16 protein-coding genes are annotated in these 17079 nt (G+C 75.4%); 11 read left to right on the top strand and 5 right to left on the bottom strand.

The window, feature by feature from the left end:
- Window positions 1-344 precede the first annotated feature (344 nt).
- A complete protein-coding gene (locus ACFCX4_RS13790; RefSeq protein ID WP_376141787.1) occupies window positions 345-812 on the top strand; it encodes an NUDIX domain-containing protein in 468 nt (155 codons plus the stop codon).
- A 129-nt stretch (window positions 813-941) separates the two neighbouring features.
- On the opposite strand, the gene hrpB is transcribed toward ACFCX4_RS13790, so the two are convergent.
- Together hrpB and ACFCX4_RS13780 are read right to left on the bottom strand one after the other, a co-directional pair.
- Window positions 942-3452: an ATP-dependent helicase HrpB gene (hrpB, locus tag ACFCX4_RS13785; protein ID WP_376141784.1), complete on the bottom strand. Its 2511-nt coding sequence runs from the start codon at window positions 3450-3452 to the stop codon at window positions 942-944.
- Between the two features lie 3 nt (window positions 3453-3455).
- Window positions 3456-4310 (bottom strand): class I SAM-dependent methyltransferase, encoded by an 855-nt coding sequence (locus ACFCX4_RS13780; RefSeq protein ID WP_376141781.1) that lies wholly within the window; start codon window positions 4308-4310, stop codon window positions 3456-3458.
- A gap of 415 nt (window positions 4311-4725) precedes the next feature.
- Here ACFCX4_RS13780 and rpsA point away from each other — a divergent pair, with 415 nt between their 5' ends.
- The 4 genes from rpsA to coaE all read left to right on the top strand — a co-directional run bounded on the left by rpsA (window position 4726) and on the right by coaE (window position 10000).
- The gene (rpsA, locus tag ACFCX4_RS13775) at window positions 4726-6216 is read left to right on the top strand and encodes a 30S ribosomal protein S1 (RefSeq protein ID WP_344342887.1); all 1491 of its coding nucleotides are present in this window, start codon (window positions 4726-4728) and stop codon (window positions 6214-6216) included.
- 250 nt (window positions 6217-6466) lie between these two features.
- A complete protein-coding gene (locus ACFCX4_RS13770; RefSeq protein ID WP_376141778.1) occupies window positions 6467-8677 on the top strand; it encodes an MMPL family transporter in 2211 nt (736 codons plus the stop codon).
- 28 nt (window positions 8678-8705) lie between these two features.
- Entirely contained in the window at window positions 8706-9347 is a 642-nt protein-coding gene (locus tag ACFCX4_RS13765) for an MBL fold metallo-hydrolase (protein WP_376141775.1), read from the top strand.
- Window positions 9348-9406: 59 nt separating this feature from the next.
- On the top strand, window positions 9407-10000 hold the full coding sequence (gene coaE, locus ACFCX4_RS13760; RefSeq protein ID WP_376141772.1) for a dephospho-CoA kinase: 594 nt from the start codon (window positions 9407-9409) through the stop codon (window positions 9998-10000).
- Window positions 10001-10055: 55 nt separating this feature from the next.
- Here coaE and ACFCX4_RS13755 read toward each other — a convergent pair whose 3' ends face one another.
- Window positions 10056-10799 (bottom strand): hypothetical protein, encoded by a 744-nt coding sequence (locus ACFCX4_RS13755; RefSeq protein ID WP_376141769.1) that lies wholly within the window; start codon window positions 10797-10799, stop codon window positions 10056-10058.
- Window positions 10800-10876: 77 nt separating this feature from the next.
- Between ACFCX4_RS13755 and ACFCX4_RS13750 the strand changes: the two genes are divergently transcribed.
- The gene (locus ACFCX4_RS13750; protein WP_376141766.1) at window positions 10877-11782 is read left to right on the top strand and encodes a LysR family transcriptional regulator; all 906 of its coding nucleotides are present in this window, start codon (window positions 10877-10879) and stop codon (window positions 11780-11782) included.
- A gap of 65 nt (window positions 11783-11847) precedes the next feature.
- Here the strand turns inward: ACFCX4_RS13750 and ACFCX4_RS13745 are convergent, their stop codons facing one another.
- Entirely contained in the window at window positions 11848-12255 is a 408-nt protein-coding gene (locus ACFCX4_RS13745; RefSeq protein WP_376141763.1) for a hypothetical protein, read from the bottom strand.
- 348 nt (window positions 12256-12603) lie between these two features.
- Here ACFCX4_RS13745 and ACFCX4_RS13740 point away from each other — a divergent pair, with 348 nt between their 5' ends.
- Window positions 12604-13074, top strand: coding sequence for an SsgA family sporulation/cell division regulator (locus ACFCX4_RS13740; RefSeq protein WP_376141760.1), 471 nt, complete (start codon window positions 12604-12606; stop codon window positions 13072-13074).
- A 55-nt stretch (window positions 13075-13129) separates the two neighbouring features.
- On the opposite strand, the gene ACFCX4_RS13735 is transcribed toward ACFCX4_RS13740, so the two are convergent.
- Complete coding sequence (locus ACFCX4_RS13735) at window positions 13130-14146, bottom strand: hypothetical protein (RefSeq protein WP_376141756.1); 1017 nt, start codon at window positions 14144-14146, stop codon at window positions 13130-13132.
- Between the two features lie 401 nt (window positions 14147-14547).
- On the opposite strand from ACFCX4_RS13735, the gene ACFCX4_RS13730 reads away from it, so the two are divergent.
- The 4 genes from ACFCX4_RS13730 (at window position 14548) to ACFCX4_RS13715 (ending at window position 17066) form a co-directional block, all read left to right on the top strand.
- Entirely contained in the window at window positions 14548-14760 is a 213-nt protein-coding gene (locus ACFCX4_RS13730; RefSeq protein ID WP_376141753.1) for a hypothetical protein, read from the top strand.
- Window positions 14757-15407, top strand: a complete 651-nt coding sequence (locus tag ACFCX4_RS13725) for an HAD-IA family hydrolase (RefSeq protein ID WP_376141750.1) — start codon at window positions 14757-14759, stop codon at window positions 15405-15407. Before ACFCX4_RS13730 ends, ACFCX4_RS13725 begins: the two co-directional genes overlap by 4 nt.
- Window positions 15408-15543: 136 nt before the next feature.
- Window positions 15544-16536 carry a DUF4129 domain-containing protein gene (locus ACFCX4_RS13720; protein ID WP_376141747.1) on the top strand — a complete coding sequence of 331 codons (993 nt, stop codon included), beginning with the start codon at window positions 15544-15546 and terminating at the stop codon, window positions 16534-16536.
- The gene (locus tag ACFCX4_RS13715; protein ID WP_376141744.1) at window positions 16533-17066 is read left to right on the top strand and encodes a hypothetical protein; all 534 of its coding nucleotides are present in this window, start codon (window positions 16533-16535) and stop codon (window positions 17064-17066) included. The genes ACFCX4_RS13720 and ACFCX4_RS13715 overlap by 4 nt, the downstream gene beginning before the upstream one ends.
- The last annotated feature ends 13 nt before the right edge of the window (window positions 17067-17079 follow it).

Here is a 17079-nt window from a genome sequence, read left to right as displayed (position 1 = left end):
GCCGCAAACCCCTTTTGTTATTGGTCTGGGGGGCTGGTTTTGGTTTATAACACCCCGCCCCCACGGGGGCCCCCGCCGCCGGTGGCCGGGGCGGCGGGACCCGGGTTCCCTCCTGAGATCTACTTCCTTGCGCGGGTGCGTCTGGTGGATTCCGCGGCATTGGCGTCCTCCGGCCGAGGGGCGGCGGGGGCCTCGATGCCGGTGGGGTCGGCTGCCACGCTCCGGTGATGTACTTCAAACGCCCCGGGACAACGGTGTGCGTGACCGCTTCGCCGGTCACGCCGAGGACTTTGGGGTGGATGGGTGCGATGTGCGGATGACTACGACGGCGGAAGCGGTGCACCGTGGCCAGGCGTGACTACGAGGACGACCCCGATGCTCCCGAGGTGAACTCCTTGGTCCCGGCCGCGTCCGTGGTCGTCGTGGACGACGCGGGCCGCGTCCTCCTCCAGCGCCGCACCGACAACGGGATGTGGGCCCTGCCCGGCGGCCGGATGGACCTCGGGGAGTCGATCGCGGGGTGCGGAATCCGTGAGACGCGGGAGGAGACCGGCATCGACATCGAGATCACCGGGATCGTCGGCACCTACACCGACCCCCGGCACGTCTTCGCGTACGACGACGGCGAGGTCCGGCAGGAGTTCTCGATCTGCCTCCTCGGGCGTCCGCTCGGCGGGGAGTTGCGGGTGTCCGACGAATCCCACGAGGTGGCGTGGTTCACCCCGGTCGAGACGGACGGGCTGCCGATGGTGTCCAACATCCGCAGGCGCCTGGCCGACTGGCGTTCGGGAGTGATTCCCGTGGTGCGCTAGCCGTTCCGGCCTCCGGGACGGAGGGCTCCTTCGTCGGAGGGCGTGCGGACGAACCAGTCGAGCAATGTGTCGGCAAGCCCCGACGGCCCTTCGGGGCGGTCGGCCGTGGCCCCGCTTCCGGCTGCGGCTTCACTTCCTTGCGTTGGTGCGCTTCGTGGGCTGCGCCGTGGTCGGGTCCTCGGGCCAGGGGTGGCGGGGGTAGCGGCCTCTCAGGTCGGCGCGGACGGCGGGGTAGCCGTTGTGCCAGAAGGACGCCAGGTCTCCCGTGATGGCGGCGGTGCGGCCGGCGGGGGAGAGGAGGTGGATGGTCAGCGGTGTGCGGCCGCCGGCCAGCGCCGGGGTTGCCCTCCAGCCGAAGAGCTCCTGCAACTTGACGGCCAGTACCGGCCGTTCGGTGCTGTAGTCGACCCGGATCTTCGAGCCGGTGGGCACGGTGACGCGTTCCGGGGCGAGTTCGTCCAAGCGGCCGGCCTGTCCGCTCGCCCAGGGGAGGAGGCGCTGGAGGGCGGCGGTCGTGTCGAGGCGGGCCAGGTCGGCGCGGCGGCGGGCGCGGGAGAGTTCGGGCTCCAGCCACTCCTCGGCGCGGTCCAGCAGGGCCGCGTCGGAGACGTCGGGCCAGGGGGCGCCGATGGCCGTGTGCAGGAACGCCAGCCGCTCGCGCAGGTTGGACGGGAAGGTCAGCAGCGCACCGACGCCCTCGCGGGCCAGGCCTTCGAGGAGGGCGGCGCGGACGAGGGCCCGGTCGGGGTTCGTGAGGGGCTTCCCGGCGAGCTCCACGGCGCCCAGCGACTCCACCCGGCGGGAGACGATGTCGCCGCGCCGGGTGTCCCAGTGGACCTCGGCGCGGGTGGCCAGCAGCGCCGCGCCGGCCCGGCGGGCGGTGTCCTCGTCCAGCGCGGCGGCGAGCAGCACCCGGGCCGAGTGCGCGCCGGCGGGCCGGTCGGCGACGGCTACCGCGAGCCAGGGCAGGGTGCCCAGCACGGTGCCGGGGGCGAGTTCGGCCGCCGTCCCCGAGGCCATCAGGTAGGGGCTGCGCTCGCCCGGGGCGGGCCGTTCCACCCGCGCGCGGGCGATCCGCTCGGGGAAGGCCAGGGCGACGACCAGCCCGACGGCGGTGGCGTCGTCCAGCGCGGTGGCGGGTTCGTCGGAGGCGGCGCGCAGGAGGCGGCGGACCTCCTCGCGCCAGCGTCCCGCGTAGGGGTCGCGGGAGTCCTTCACCGCGCGTCGCACCGCGCCGAGGTCGTCCCCCATGGCGCGCGGCGGCTCCTCCGACAGCAGCGCGACCACCTCGGCCGCCCGGCGGGCGCCCACCGCGGGCGCGCCGTCCACCAGGGCCCGCCCCAGCCGGGGGTGCAGCCCGGTGCGGGCGAGCCGTGTCCCGCGCGGCGTCGCCCGCCCGTCGGCGGAGACCGCGCCGAGCGCGAGCAGCGTCTGCCGGGCGGCCGCCATCGCGCCCGCCGGGGGCCGGTCGGGCAGGGCGAGCCCGGTGGCGTCCGGGTCGCCCCAGCAGGCGGCCTGGAGGGCGAAGGACGTCAGGTCGGCGAGGGCGATCTCGGGGGTGGGGTACGGCGCGGCGAGGGCGTCCTCGGCCTCGTGCCAGCAGCGGTAGACGGTGCCGGGGGCCTCCCGCCCGGCCCGGCCGGCCCGCTGGCGGGCGGCGGCGAGCGAGGCGCGGACGGTGACCAGGGCGGCCAGGCCGCGGGCGTGGTCGGTGCGGGGTTCGCGGGCGAGTCCGGCGTCCACCACGACCCGCACCCCGGGCACGGTGAGCGAGGACTCGGCGACGGCGGTGGCCAGTACGACGCGCCGCCCCTCCGCGGGGGTCAGCGCGGCGTCCTGGACGGCCTGCGGGGCCCGGCCGTGCAGTTGCAGGACGTCCGCCGGCACGCCGCCCAGCTGTCCGGCGACCCGGGCGATCTCGCCGACGCCGGGCAGGAAGCAGAGCACGTCGCCCTCCCGCTCGGCGAGCGCCCGCCGCACCACCGCCGCGACGTGGTCGAGCAGCGCGTAGTCCACCCGGGTCCCGTGCGCGGGCCGCACGGCGCGGGCGGGCGGCGCCCAGACCGTCTCCACCGGGTGCGAGACGCCGTGCGCCTCGACCACCGGTGCCCCGCCGAGCAGTTCGGCCCAGGCGGCGGTGTCGGAGGTGGCGGAGGCGCAGACGATCCGCAGGTCGGGCCGCAGGGCGGCGCGGACGTCGAGCAGGAAGGCGAGCGCGGTGTCGGCGTCCAGGTGCCGTTCGTGGCACTCGTCGAGGAGCACCACGTCGACGCCGGACAGTTCCTGGTCTCGCTGGAGCCGCTGGAGCAGCACGCCGGTGGTGACCACCTCGACCACGGTCCGGGGGCCCGCCTTCCGCTCGCCGCGCACGGTGAGGCCGACCTCCGCGCCCACGGCCGAGCCGAGCAGCCAGGCCATCCGCCGGGCGGCGGCCCGGACGGCGAGCCGGCGCGGTTCGGCGACCAGCACCCGGCGCACGGGGGCGCCGTCGTCGAGCAGGCCGGCCAGGGCGAGCGGCACCAGGGTGGTCTTGCCGGTGCCGGGCGGGGCGGCGAGGACGGCGGTGCCGTGCTCGCCGAGCGCCCGGTGCAGGGCGGGCAGGGCGGTGCGGACGGGCAGTTCGCGCCAGGAAGGGTGCACGCGTCAGGCCCGCTCGGTGACGAAGACGGCGGTGCCGGGCAGCAGCCGCCCGCGCAGCGGCGACCAGCCGCCCCACTCCTGCTCGTGACCGTCCGGCCACTCGGGCTCGACGAGGTCGACCAGCCGGAAGCCGGCGGCGACGAGTTCGCGGACCCGGTCGCCGACGGTGCGGTGGTGCTCGACGTAGGTGGCGCGGCCCGCCTCGTCCTGCTCGACGTAGGGGGTGCGGTCGAAGTAGGAGGCGACGGCCGTGAGGCCCTCGACGCCGGGCTCGTCGGGGAAGGCCCAGCGGATCGGGTGGGTGACCGAGAAGACCCAGCGCCCGCCGGGCCGCAGCACCCGGTGCACCTCGCGCATCAGCGCGGCGGTGTCGGCGCTGAACGGGACGGCGCCGTAGGCGGAGCAGGCGAGGTCGAAGGAGGCGTCGGCGAAGGGCAGGACGGCGGCGTCGGCCTGGACGACGGGGACGGGTGCGCTGCCGCGGGCGAGGTCGATCCGCAGGGAGTGCTGGAGCTGGCGGTGCGAGATGTCGAGGGCGACCGGGCGGGCGCCCCGGCCGGCCAGCCAGCGGGAGCACTGGGCGGCGCCGGCGCCGATCTCCAGCACGCTGCGGCCGGCGACGTCGCCGAGCAGCCGGGCGTCGGCCTCGTCGAGGCCCTCGGGGCACCAGGTGAAGCGGTCGTCACCGAGGAACTCGCCGTGTTCGTCCTGGTATTCGTCCGCGTTGCGGTCCCACCAGTGGCGGCTGGCGCGGCTGCTCTCGCCGGTGCCGGCGGTCCGCCTTACCGCGTCGTCGCCGTCCTCGTCAAGATCATGCGGGTCGGGGAGGGGGGTGCCGGTCACGGTGAGAAGGCCCATCGCGTAGGGTGTGGTCTGCGGAAGCGCCGCTGTCGCGCACCGGTCCGAGAGGTCCGGTGTCCTGGCGGTGGCATCCGGGGAGAGGTCCCCTGCGGCCGCCACCCATGAGGTGCGCAATCGGAGGATATGGCCTGTTCCGTGTCGGGCTCCACCGTCTTGCCGTTGTTGGCGTTGACCGTGCCTGGCCGTCCCCGTATGCTACAAGTTGCGCTGCGGGCCTGCGCGCCTCGGACGGAGCAGGTCGCGCTCGCATCTGTCGAAGACCCCACGGTCGCAAGACGGACGCCGATTCTCCCGTGTATGCGGGAACACCGGTGCGCCGTGTTCTTGGCTGTCCGGCTTTCGGTGGGAGCGATACGGGCCCCCCGCGCGGCATTACCTACGACTTCATGTCCGTACCGGAGCCCTTTTCCTAATGACGAGCCCCACCGACTCCTCCCTCAGCACCACCCCGCAGGTCGCGGTCAACGACATCGGCGACGCGGAGGCCTTCCTCGCCGCGATTGACGAGACCATCAAGTACTTCAACGATGGCGACATCGTCGAGGGCGTCATCGTGAAGGTCGACCGTGACGAGGTTCTCCTCGACATCGGTTACAAGACCGAGGGCGTCATCCCGTCCCGCGAGCTCTCGATCAAGCACGACGTCGACCCGCACGAGGTCGTCGCCGTGGGCGACAACATCGAGGCCCTGGTTCTCCAGAAGGAGGACAAGGAGGGTCGTCTCATCCTGTCCAAGAAGCGCGCTCAGTACGAGCGTGCCTGGGGCACGATCGAGAAGATCAAGGAAGAGGACGGCATCGTCACCGGTACCGTCATCGAGGTCGTCAAGGGTGGTCTCATCCTCGACATCGGCCTCCGTGGCTTCCTGCCGGCCTCGCTCGTCGAGATGCGCCGCGTCCGCGACCTCCAGCCCTACGTGGGCAAGGAGCTCGAAGCCAAGATCATCGAGCTGGACAAGAACCGCAACAACGTGGTCCTGTCCCGCCGTGCCTGGCTGGAGCAGACCCAGAGCGAGGTCCGCCAGACCTTCCTCACCACCCTCCAGAAGGGTCAGGTGCGCTCCGGCGTCGTCTCCTCGATCGTCAACTTCGGTGCCTTCGTGGACCTGGGTGGCGTCGACGGTCTCGTCCACGTCTCCGAGCTGTCCTGGAAGCACATCGACCACCCGTCCGAGGTCGTCGAGGTCGGCCAGGAGGTCACCGTCGAGGTCCTCGACGTCGACATGGACCGCGAGCGCGTCTCCCTGTCGCTGAAGGCGACCCAGGAGGACCCGTGGCAGCAGTTCGCCCGGACCCACCAGATCGGCCAGGTCGTCCCGGGTAAGGTCACCAAGCTGGTTCCGTTCGGTGCGTTCGTCCGCGTGGACGAGGGCATCGAGGGTCTGGTCCACATCTCCGAGCTGGCCGAGCGCCACGTCGAGATCCCGGAGCAGGTCGTGCAGGTCGGCGACGAGATCTTCGTCAAGGTCATCGACATCGACCTGGAGCGCCGCCGCATCAGCCTCTCGCTGAAGCAGGCCAACGAGGCGCTGGGTGCCAACCCGGCCGAGGTCGAGTTCGACCCGACCCTCTACGGCATGGCCGCGTCCTACGACGACCAGGGCAACTACATCTACCCCGAGGGCTTCGACCCCGAGGCCAACGACTGGCTGGCGGGCTACGAGAAGCAGCGTGAGGAGTGGGAGCGGCAGTACGCCGAGGCCCAGTCCCGCTTCGAGCAGCACCAGGCCCAGGTCATCAAGAGCCGCGAGGCCGACGCGGAGGCCGCTGCCGAGGGTGGCGACGCCGTCGCCGCCGCCGCCGGTGGCTCCTACTCGTCCAGCAGCGACGAGGGCTCCGGCGCCCTGGCCTCGGACGAGGCCCTGGCCGCCCTGCGCGAGAAGCTGGCCGGCGGCCAGAGCTGAAGCTCCGGCCCGCAGGTGCGTGACTAGCGCATAGCGTCATCGATGAACCCCGCCCGATTTCCGGGCGGGGTTCATTGTTTTTCGACCTTCATTATTTATTCCTTATGCGGAGAATTTTTGTGATAAGGGGCTCATCCATTCCCTCTGGGTGATTCGGGACCAAGGACCTACCTTGGGGGGAGTTGCCCGATGGGCCGCTCACCCGGCCCCGCACGCTAGGCACCCCCCGCACATGCGCCGTCGCTCCGCCGTGACTTCCGCTCCTGCCTCCCCCCGCCCGTCCGCCGATCCCCGGGTCGCCGGACGCCTCGCCGCCCTCGGCCGGTTCTGCTACCGGCAGCGGCGCTGGGTGCTCGGTTTCTGGGCGGTGGTCCTGGTCATAGGCGTGCTGATCGGCGGGCGGGTCTTCGAGGGCTCGGTGGCCGGCGCCTCCTCCTCCGCCGCCGAGGCGGACCGCGGCAGCGCCGTCGTCACCGCCGCCGACCCGGCGACGGGCACCGTCACCGCGGTGGTGGACGGCCGGCCCGTGGACGACGCGGCCGTCCGGGACGCCGTGACCCGCGCCACCGCCGAGATCGCCGCCCTCCCCGGGGTCTCCTCGGCCGCCGACGCCTACGGGCCGGGCCCGGGCTCCGCCGCGCTGCGCTCGGCCGACGGCACCGCGAGCCTGATCTCGGTGCGGATGTCCGACGGCGGCACGTCGGCCCAGACCACCGCCGTGACCCAGCGGCTTTCCGCCATTCAGGCCGACGGCGCGAAGGTGACCGTCGGCGGCGACCTGGTGCTCCAGGACGAGGTCAAGAAGCAGACCGAGAAGGACACCAGGTTCGGCGAGATCGTCACCCTGCCGGTGACCCTGATCGTCATGGTCCTGGTCTTCGGAGGGCTGGCCGCCGCGAGCCTGCCGGTGATCGGCGCCGTCGCCTCGGTGGGCGGGGCTCTGCTGGCCATGTTCGGCTTCAGCCGGATCATGGACATCGACACCAGTGTGCTGCCGATCGCGACCGTGCTGGGCCTCGGCCTGTCCATCGACTACGCGCTGCTCATGGTGAACCGTTTCCGCGAGGAACGCGGTCACGGTGCGTCGATCGCCGCCGCCGTCGAACGGACCGCCGCCACGGCGGGCCGCACCGTCGCCTTCTCCGGACTGACCGTCGCCGTCGCGCTCTCCGGCCTGTTCGTCTTCACCAGCCCGGTGCTCGGCGCCGTCGCCGCGGCCGGGGTCAGCGTCGTGGTGATCGCGGTCGCCGCCGCGCTCACCCTGATCCCCGCGCTGCTCGGCTTCGCCGGGCCCCGGATCAGGACGCCCACCGCGCCCGTCCCGGACGAGGGCTTCTTCAGCCGGACCGTGCGCCGGGTCCAGAAGCGGGCGGTGCCCGTCGCGCTCGTCTGCACCGCGCTGCTGATGGCCGCGGGCGCGCCGTTCCTGCACGCCGACATGCGCAACTCCGGTGCGGCCGTGCTGCCCGCCTCCTCGGCCGGCCGGCAGGTCGCCGAGACGATCGACCAGCGCTTCCCGCAGGCCTCGGCCGCCCCGGTCACGGTGGTCGTGGAGAGCGGTGCGACGGTCGCCCAGGCGTACGCGGACGACGTGGTGGCCCAGCTGCCCGGCGTCAGCGGCGTGCGCGCCGTCACCCCGGTGAGCGACACCGTCTCCACCATCGACGTGCTGGTGCACGGCGACCCGCAGGGCGGGCAGGCCAAGCAGGTGGTGGAGGAGCTGCGCGCCGACCGGGGCGGGCTCACCACCCACGTGACCGGCGGGGCGGCCTCGGTGGTCGACTTCCAGGACGAACTGCTCACCCGGGGCCCGATCGCGCTCGGCCTCGTGGCCCTCGGCACCCTGATCCTGCTCTTCCTGATGACCGGGTCGCTGGTGCTGCCGGTCAAGGCCCTGCTGATGAACCTGCTCTCCCTGGGCGCCTCGCTCGGCGCGCTCACCCTGGTCTTCCAGGACGGCTGGTTCAGCGGGGCGCTCGGGTTCAGCCCGACCGGCGGGCTGGAGACCTTCATCCCGGTCCTGGTGTTCGCCTTCGCCTTCGGTCTGTCGATGGACTACGAGGTCTTCCTGCTCGCCCGGATCAAGGAACTCCGGGACAAGGGCCACAGCTGCACCCGGGCGGTGGAGCTGGGCGTCCAGCGCAGCGGCCGGATCATCACCTCGGCGGCGCTGCTGATGGTGATCGTCTTCGCCGGGTTCGCCCTCGGCGACATGCTGATGGTCAAGCAGATGGGCATCGCGCTGGCCGTCGCGGTGGCCGTGGACGCCACCCTGGTGCGCTGCCTGCTGGTGCCCGCGGCGATGAGCTTCTTCGGTGAGTTCAACTGGTGGGCCCCGGCCCCGCTGCGCCGGCTGCACGACCGCTTCGGGCTCAGCGAGCACGTCGACCTGCCGGACATCGGGCCGGCCGTGCTGCCGGTCCAGCGGCCCGCGCAGGAGCTGGTCGGCACCGGGACGTGAGGGTGGTGCCGGAGTACCGTGCTGAGCCATGCGGATCACCAAGTTCGGACATGCCTGCGTACGCGTCCAGCACGGGGGGACGACCGTCGTCGTCGACCCCGGATCGTTCACCGACCCCGCCGCCCTGGCGGGTGCGGACGCCGTCCTGATCACCCACGAGCACGCCGACCACTTCGAGGAGGCCCGGCTGCGGGCCGCGCTGGAGGCGGACCCGGGGCTGCGGGTGTGGACCAACCCGGACGTGGCGCGGACGCTGGACGGCGTGGCCCGGCGGGTGACCGCGGTCGGTGAGGACGACGCCTTCGAGGTCGGCGGGATCGGGATCTCGGTGCACGGGGAGTGGCACGCGGTCATCCACCCGGAGATCCCCCGGGTGCGCAACATCGGCTTCCTCCTCGACGGGCGGCTGTTCCACCCCGGTGACGCGCTGACCGTGCCGCCGGACCCGGTGGACACCCTGCTGCTGCCGATCGCCGGACCGTGGACCAAGGTCGCCGAGCTGGTGGACTACGTGCGCGAGGCCGGGCCGCGGCAGGCCGTCCCGGTGCACGACGCGGTGCTCAGCCCGGCCGGCCTCGCCGTGCACACCCGGCTGGTCGGACCCGGCGGCCCGGGCACCGGTACGGAGCTGCTGACCCTGGGCGAGGGCGAGAGCCTCGACCTGGGCTGAACGCCCTGCGGCGGGCCGGTCCTTGCCGGGCGCCCGGTACGCGCCGGTAGCCTGACGGCATGCTGAAGATCGGACTGACGGGCGGCATCGGTGCCGGCAAGAGCGAGGTGTCGCGGCTGCTGGCCGCGCACGGAGCGGTGATCGTGGACTCCGACGTGATCGCCCGCGAGGTGGTCGCCCCCGGCACGGACGGCCTCGCGGCCGTGGCCGCCGAGTTCGGCGCGGGTGTGCTGGCGGCGGACGGTTCGCTGGACCGCCCGGCGCTCGGCGCGGTCGTCTTCGCCGACCCGGAGCGGCTCCGGGCGCTGAACGCGATCGTCCACCCGCTGGTCCGGGCGCGGTCCGCCGAGCTGGAGGCGGCGGCCGCACCGGACGCGGTGGTGGTGCACGACGTCCCGCTGCTGGCCGAGAACGGGCTCGGACCGCTGTACGACCTGGTGGTGGTGGTCGACGCGGCGGACGAGGTACGGATCGGGCGGCTGGTCCGGCTGCGCGGCATGACCGAGGAGGAGGCCCGCTCCCGGATGGCCGCCCAGGCGAGCCGGGCCGACCGGCTGGCGATCGCGGACCTGGTGATCGACAACAGCGGGACGCTGGAGGAGCTGGCGCCCCGGGTCGCCGCGGTGTGGGAGCAGTTGGCCGCCCGGCGCTGAGGGCCGCCGCCGAGGGCCGTCGCGGACGGTCCCCGGCGGTCCGGCCGGCCGCCGCTCAGCCGGCCGCGGGTGCCGCCTCCGGGAGGCCGGCGGCGTGGGCGACCGCGGCGGCGGCGAAGGCGCGGATCATCGGGTGGGCCCGGGTGCCGTCCCCCGCCAGCTCCGGCTGGAACAGCGCGGCCAGGAAGAACGGGTGCTCCCGTGCGGCCAGCTCCAGGATCCGCGGCTCGCCCGAGTCGTCCGCGCCCGTGAACCGCAGGCCGCCCGCCCGCAGCCGCTCCAGGTAGGCCTCGTTCAGCCCGTACGCGCAGTGGTACCGCTCGGTCGTGCGCGCCGCGCCGAGGACGTGTTCGGCCAGCGAGCCCGGCGTCGGACGGATGGCGCCCTCGTGTCCGACGAGCGAGCAGCTGAGCGGCACGATCACCAGGTCCTCCTCCCCGGGGTGGCTCTCGCCGTGGGCGGCGCGGCCGATCCCGCAGACGTGGCGGGCGTACTCCAGGACGGCGTGCTGGAAGCCCGCGCAGGTGCCGAGGAAGGGTATGCGCCGTTCGCGGGCGGTGCGGACGGCGGCCACGGCGCCGTCCTCGCTGCGGTAGGGGCTGCCGGGCAGCAGCCAGACCGCGTCGAAGCCGTCGAGCGCGCCGGGGGCCGCGGCGTCCCCGGTGGGGATCCAGTAGGCGTCGAGGACGAGCTGTTCGCGGCCGGCGAGCGCGTCGAGCAGGGAAGGGATCCGGGCGTGCGAGCGGACGGCGGCCGAGCGGTCGCCGACGAGGGCGAGGCGGGGGGTGGGGTGCGTCATGCGGCTATCCTGACCGCCGGTGCGGGATCAGTGCCAACGATGATTCCTTACCCTTCGATCAGTGGAGGTGATGGTGCGTGGAGCCGCAGCAGTTGCGGACCTTCGTCGCCGTGGTCCGGCTGGGCTCGTTCTCCGAGGCGGCCCGTGAGCTCGGCTACACCCAGTCCGCGGTCTCCCAGCAGATCGCCGCGCTGGAGACGGACCTCGGCACGGCAGTGCTGCACCGCCGGCCGGTCGGCCCGACGCAGGCGGGCGCGCGGTTGCTGGAGCACGCCTCCGCGCTGCTGCTGAGGATCGACGCGGCGCGCGCCGACATCGCGCGCCTGGCGGGTGCCGCGAGCGCCCGTCTCACGGTCGGGGTCACTCCGCTGGCGGTCGGGGCGGAACTGGGGCGCGCCCTCGCCCGGGTGCGCCTGGTTCATCCGGCGGTGGACCTGACGGTGCGGGTGGTCGCCCAGGACGCCCTGCCCGCCGAGGTCGCCACCGGCACCGTCGATCTCGCGCTCGTCGACGGCCCGGCCGCCCCCAGCGACCCGCTGCCGCTCCCGGACGTCGGCCCGCTGGCGACCGTCGCCGTCGCGGAGCAGCCGCTCGCCGTCGCCGTGCCGGCCGGGCATCCGCTCGCGGGGCGGTCCGGTCTGGACCTCGCCGACCTGTCCGCCGCCCGCTGGCTGGACGCGCCCGCCCTGGCGCCGACCGCGGCCCGGCTGCGGGCCGCCACCGCCGTCGACGGCTACCGGCCCGCCGCCCGCTACCTGGGGACCGATGTGCGCGGGCTGCTCGTCCTGGTCGCCGCCGGACACGGGCTGGCGCTGCTGCCCGCCGCCGTCCCGGCGGGTGCGCCGGGGGTGACGGCCGTGCCGGTGCGTGCGCCGCGGCTGGTGCACCGGACGGAACTCGTCCACGGCGCCCTGCCGGAGGGGCCCGCCGCACTGCTGGCCGGGCTGCTGACGGGGGAGGAGGAGGGGGCGGGGCGGGACTGACGCCGGCCGGCCCGCCTCACCGGCCCCGGCGCCGTCCGTCCGGCCCGTGCCCCGGCCCGCCGGTCTCAGCCGACGATGCGGGCGTCGGGGCAGCAGGGGCCGTCGACCCGGTAGCACACGTAGCGCAGGCAGCCGAGACAGATCGAGATGTTCTCCAGCCGCCAGCTCTGGCCGTGGCAGGTGCAGTCGGCCCGTTCGCGCAGCAGCGCGTCCCAGCCGTCCGTGCCCCCGTTGGCGGCGAAGGCGGCGGCGACGTAGGCCGTGGTGGCGGGGTCGCCGCCGGCGGTGCCGCGGCGGGTGGCGTCCAGGTGCCAGCAGTAGAGGGCGAGCAGTGCCCGCCCGTCGACCAGTCGGTAGTCGGCCCGGCCGTCGTCCTCCCAGGAACGGATCAGCCGGGCGACCCGTTCGGAGAACGGGCGGGCGGGGTCGAGGAGGCAGCGGTTGCCCTGCGGCACGGGCGAGTTGGCGGTCATGTGGTCCCCTTTCCGGGGCCCACGGTAGGCGCTCGCCCGGTGCACCTCCCGCCCGGGGTGGGGCGGTTGTTGATGGGTTGTTACGTACACGTGGCGCGTGCCCGCGGCGCGTGCGCGGGCCGGGCCGGATCCGGTGGAGGACCCGGTGGCGAACGGCCGGGCGGGGCCGTCGCCGTGGGCCGCCGAGGTGACCGGGCCCCGGTGCGGGTTGCCGAACCCGGAGTGGCTCGTTGTTCCTGTCGTGAGCCCAGACCTTGCCGCCCGTCGCGGTTGTGAAGAAACGATTCTGCGAGCCCGTGCCGCCCTTCCGGTGCCCTGTTCCGCCCCGACCGCCGCCCGGGGGCGGTGATGGTCCACGAGACCCCGCGCGTTCCCCCGCAGCGCGCCGCGGGCGAGGGCTGCGTCCTCGCGCTCGACCTCCGGGTCGTCGTCCGCCCCGGCCTGACCGTCTCCGTCCCCGCCCGGCTGCGCTACCACACGGCCGATCCCTACGCCGTCGCCCTCGACAACCACGTCGACTCCGCCACGCCCATCACCTGGGTGTTCGCCCGCGAGCTGCTCGCCGGTGGTCTGCGCGCCCGGTCCGGGATCGGCAGCGTCTCGGTCCATCCGGGCGTCGGGTCGTGCGCCGGATCGGTCTTCATCACCCTCACCGGCGAGGAGGGCAGCGTGCTGCTGCGCGCCCCGGCCGAGCCCGTCCGCGCCTTCCTCGCCCGCACCGAACGGCTCGTGCCGACCGGGCGGGAGCGCACCCGGCTGGACCTGGACAGGCTGCTGCGCCGCCTGTGCGACGGCGGGGCCGCCTCGCCGGGGCCGTGATGCGGCGGAGGCGGTGCCGCTCCGGGGCCGTGACGCGCGCCCCGGAGCGGGCCGCTCACGCCTGCGGCGCCGTCTCCGGACGCAGGGCGCGCAGCGCGAACAGCGTGCTGAGGTGCGGCGAGCCGAAGTGCAGCGGCAGCCGCCCGAACCGGAAGTACCCGGCGGCCGGCCAGGAGCCGTCCGGGAGCTGCGCCGCCGCCAGTCGGCGCCGCCGCTCGGGCAGTTCGGCGGTGAGACCGGCGTACTCGTCGGCGAGCACCAGCAGCGCCAGCTCGAACGGGGTGTCGGCGAACTGGGTGGTGACGTGCTCGACCGCCCGCCGGGCCGGGGCGGCCAGCCCGGGAACGACGGTGGCGGCCCGGGCGGCGGAGTGCAGGAAGGCCTCCGGGGAGGCGTAGTGCCGGGTGCCGGTGCGCGGGCCGTTCAGGTGCTCGTGGACGTACCGGAGCGTCGCCTCGGCCGCCGGGTGCGGCAACAGACCAGCCGGGCCCGGGAGATGGAGCGCGAACAGGATGTTGGCGGCGGCGACGGCGTCGAACCCGCGCCCGCGCGAGGCCGTCGGGTCGCTGTCCTCCCAGTAGGCGGGGACCGGGCCGTCGTCCGGGCCGAAACGGGTGTCCAGCAGCTCCCGGGCGGTGTCGGCGAGCCGTTCCGGGGAGAGCAGCCCGTGCCGGGCCAGCCCGGACAGCGCGACGGCGGTGCTGTCGGTGTCGGCGGGGAACGGCAGGCCGGGCGGGAAGGCGCGGTAGCGCTCGGCGGACGGTTCGCGGTAGCGGGCGACCTGTGCCGCCAGTGCGGCCACCAGCGCGCGCTCCTCGGGCCGTTCGGCGTCCGGCCGCAGCAGCGCCAGGCCCCACATCGCGGAGAAGCCCTCACGGTCCGGATCGAACCCGAGGTCCACCCCGTGCTTGACGAGCAGGCGCCGGCGCGCCTCGGCACCGGTGAGCGGCGTGCGCAGCTCCGGGTCGAGGCCGGGCCGCGCGGACGGCAGGCCGTCGGGCCCCAGCGACCTCTGCAGGAAGCCCAGTCCGCGCGCGACGGCGTCGTCCCACTGCGTTTCGTCGGCGGACATCTCGTCCCGTCCCCTCGTCTCGGTCCCGCGCCACGGGCCGGCCGCCGTGCGGCCCCGTCCCACCCCGGCGGGGGCGTGCACCCGCGCGCCCCCGCCCTACTACTACCCCCGACCGGCGCTCCCGCATGCCTCGCCGGCGGCCGGGCGGCGGAAGAGGGCGGCCGCCGGGTCACGGGTTCGGCATCCGGGATCCGTCACGGCACGGGCGACAGCACCTGCCCCGGGGTACCCGGTACGATCGCGCCGCGGCGTGACCACGACGGACGGCCGACCGGCGGGCTCGCCTTCACGGCCGACGAACTCCACCGGATCCTCCCGGACTTCACCGAGGTCCGGACCCGGGAAGCGGTGAGGTTTCCGTTCCGCGGACTCCGGCCGGGGCGTCCAGTAGGTTGGGCCGGGTGACCATCCGTGATCTCCACGAGCCGGCGCGGGCCGGCGACGGTGCGGTTCTCGGCCTCGCCGGTGCCGTTTCCGCCGGCACCGCCCCGGTCGCCCTGCGGGTGACCGGCGACGGCCGGGTCGAGCAGGAGGGCCGCGGCGGGGGCGCCGCCGGCCGCCGCGGCCGGGCCCGCGCCGTCCGCCGCCGCCCGCGCGGGGCGGTGGCCGGATGACCCCGGCCGGCCGGGGCGCGGACGGGCGGACGCCGCCCTACCGGGGCCTGATCGTGGACTTCGCGGGTGTGCTGACCACACCGCTCGGCGCGTCCGTGCGCGAGTGGTGCGCCCGGCAGGGCCTGCCGGCGGACAGCTGGCGGCGCGCCCTGGTGGACGACCCGGCGGGGCGGGCGCTGTACGGGGAACTCGAACTCGGCCGGCTGTCGCAGCGGGAGTGGAACCGGCGCACCGCGGAGCTGATCGGCGCCGGCGTCGAGCCCGAGGACCTCATGGGCCGCGCCCACGCCGGGGTGCGGGCCGCCCCCGCGATGGTCGGGCTGGTGCGCGCGGCCCGTGCGGCGGGCCTCTCCGTCGCGCTGCTCTCCAACTCCTACGGCCTCGACCCCTACAACCCGTACACCGTCACCGGCGTCTGGGACCTCTTCGACGTGCGGGTGATCAGCGGCGAGGTGGGCCTGGCCAAACCGGACCCCGGCATCTACCGGCTCACCCTGGAGCGGCTCGGCCTGCCGGGCGGGGCGTGCGTCTTCGTCGACGACCACTTCCCGAACCTGGGGCCGGCCGAGGAGCTGGGCATCACCACCGTCCACGCGGACGGTCCCGGGGCCGCGCGCGCGGTGGCCCGGCTGCTCGGCCTGCCGTAGCGCACCCGCCGCGCACGGCACGGCCGTTGGCGGGGCGGCACTCCCGCCCGGACCGGTGATGACAGTCCGACCGTCGGTGTGCGACGCTTCCACCCGCGCGCGCCACCGGGCACGCGCGGGCAGGACCGGGGGGTCCATGACTGAGAACGTGCCACCGCGGGGACCCGGCGGCGCCCGCGCGGCCGGGGCGGTGCCCGGCGGCCGGACGGTGCCGCTGGTGCTGGTGGTCGGCGGGCTGCTGCTCGCCGCCGCGGCGCTGCGCCCGGACGGCGGCCTGCTGGGCACTCCCGGGGAGCCGCCGGTCGGCGGGACCGGCGCCGTGGTGCTGATCGCCGTCGGCTGGGCGGGTCTCGTCGGCCGGTTCGCGGTGCACCTGCGGGAGACGGTCCGTCCGCTGGCCGGCCCGACGCCGCGGGCCGAACGCCTGCGCACCGCCGCCGTGGTGCTGCTGGGCGGCGCCGCCGCGGGGGTCCCGGTGCTGGCGCTGGTCCTGCACAACCGGCTGCCCCGGCCGGCCGCGGAGGGGCCCGAGCGGGTGCCGGTGCCCCAGCCCACCGCGACGGAGACCGACCTCCCGGAGCAGGGCACGCCGGCCGACGTCTCCGGTCCGCTCGCCGTGCTCCTGTACGTCCTGGTCGCGATCGGTGTGGCCCTGCTGGTGGTGGCGCTGCTCCGGAGCCTGGTGTTCCGTCTCCGGCGGCGCCGGTACGGCGGGCCGCTGCCCGGGGTCGGCCCGGTCGGCCCCGCGCCCGAGGACGTCCTCGCCGCCGCCGTCGAGACCGCCCGGCGGTCCCTGCACGGCGCCGACGCGCGGGCCGCCGTGATCGCCTGCTACGCCGCGATGGAGCGTTCGCTGGCGGAGTCCGGGCTGCGGCGGGAGGTCGGCGACAGCCCGGCGGAACTGCTGGAGCGGGCCGTCGCCGACGACCGGGTCGACCGGGCCCCCGCGCACGAGCTCACCGAGCTGTTCCGGGAGGCCCGGTACTCGACCCACCCGATGGACGACGACCGGGTGCGGCGGGCCCGCACCGCGCTGGACGCCATCGCGGCCCGGCTGGCCGCCGCCCGCCCGGACGGCGGCGGGGAGCCCGCCACCGGCCCGGCCGCCGCGGCCGGGGGCCGGCGATGAGCGCCTCCCGGCCCGCCGGGGCACCGGGGGAGCGCCCCCGGGGAGCGGCCGGACCGGGCTCCGTGCGGCGGGTCCTGATCGCGACGGCCGCCGTCGCCGTCCTCGCCGAGACCGTGTTCGGTCTGGTCGGCGGCCCGCCCGCGGTCACCGCCGGAGCGGTCCTGCTCGTCGTGGCCGGGCTGCTCACCGGGCGGTACGTCGCCGGTGCCGGGGTGCTGGAGGTGAGCCTGCGCCGCCGCCAGCGGCTGCGGGACGCGCGCGAACCGGGCCTCGGCGACTGGTACGGGACCGTGCGCGAGGGGCTGGCCCCGGACGGCGACGCGCACCTCCTGCGCGGCCGGCTCCAACGGCTGTTCGCCGCCCGGCTGTCGGAGGTCCACCACCTCTCGCTCGCCGCGGACCGGGACCGGGCGGCGGAGCTGATCGGCCCCCGCCTCTGGCCCTGGATCGACCCGGACGGCGATCCACCGGCCCCGGCCTTCCCGCCGGACGTCCTGTCGGCCCTCGTCGACCGGCTGGAATCCCTGTAGCCCGACGGACCGG

The sequence above is a fragment of the Kitasatospora sp. NPDC056327 genome (assembly GCF_042261735.1).
Taxonomy (GTDB): domain Bacteria; phylum Actinomycetota; class Actinomycetes; order Streptomycetales; family Streptomycetaceae; genus Kitasatospora.
The sequence above is the reverse complement of the archived record's forward strand: the minus strand, read 5'-3'. Positions and strand labels throughout refer to the sequence as shown.

Excerpts from the sequence above, each read along its gene's own strand:
- ACFCX4_RS13780 (WP_376141781.1), bottom strand. The coding sequence starts at position 4,310 with ATGGGCCTTCTCACCGTGACCGGCACCCCCCTCCCCGACCCGCATGAT.
- rpsA (WP_344342887.1), top strand. The coding sequence starts at position 4,726 with ATGACGAGCCCCACCGACTCCTCCCTCAGCACCACCCCGCAGGTCGCG.
- ACFCX4_RS13765 (WP_376141775.1), top strand. The coding sequence starts at position 8,706 with ATGCGGATCACCAAGTTCGGACATGCCTGCGTACGCGTCCAGCACGGG.
- coaE (WP_376141772.1), top strand. The coding sequence starts at position 9,407 with ATGCTGAAGATCGGACTGACGGGCGGCATCGGTGCCGGCAAGAGCGAG.
- ACFCX4_RS13755 (WP_376141769.1), bottom strand. The coding sequence starts at position 10,799 with ATGACGCACCCCACCCCCCGCCTCGCCCTCGTCGGCGACCGCTCGGCC.
- ACFCX4_RS13745 (WP_376141763.1), bottom strand. The coding sequence starts at position 12,255 with ATGACCGCCAACTCGCCCGTGCCGCAGGGCAACCGCTGCCTCCTCGAC.
- ACFCX4_RS13740 (WP_376141760.1), top strand. The coding sequence starts at position 12,604 with ATGGTCCACGAGACCCCGCGCGTTCCCCCGCAGCGCGCCGCGGGCGAG.
- ACFCX4_RS13735 (WP_376141756.1), bottom strand. The coding sequence starts at position 14,146 with ATGTCCGCCGACGAAACGCAGTGGGACGACGCCGTCGCGCGCGGACTG.
- ACFCX4_RS13725 (WP_376141750.1), top strand. The coding sequence starts at position 14,757 with ATGACCCCGGCCGGCCGGGGCGCGGACGGGCGGACGCCGCCCTACCGG.
- ACFCX4_RS13720 (WP_376141747.1), top strand. The coding sequence starts at position 15,544 with ATGACTGAGAACGTGCCACCGCGGGGACCCGGCGGCGCCCGCGCGGCC.
- ACFCX4_RS13715 (WP_376141744.1), top strand. The coding sequence starts at position 16,533 with ATGAGCGCCTCCCGGCCCGCCGGGGCACCGGGGGAGCGCCCCCGGGGA.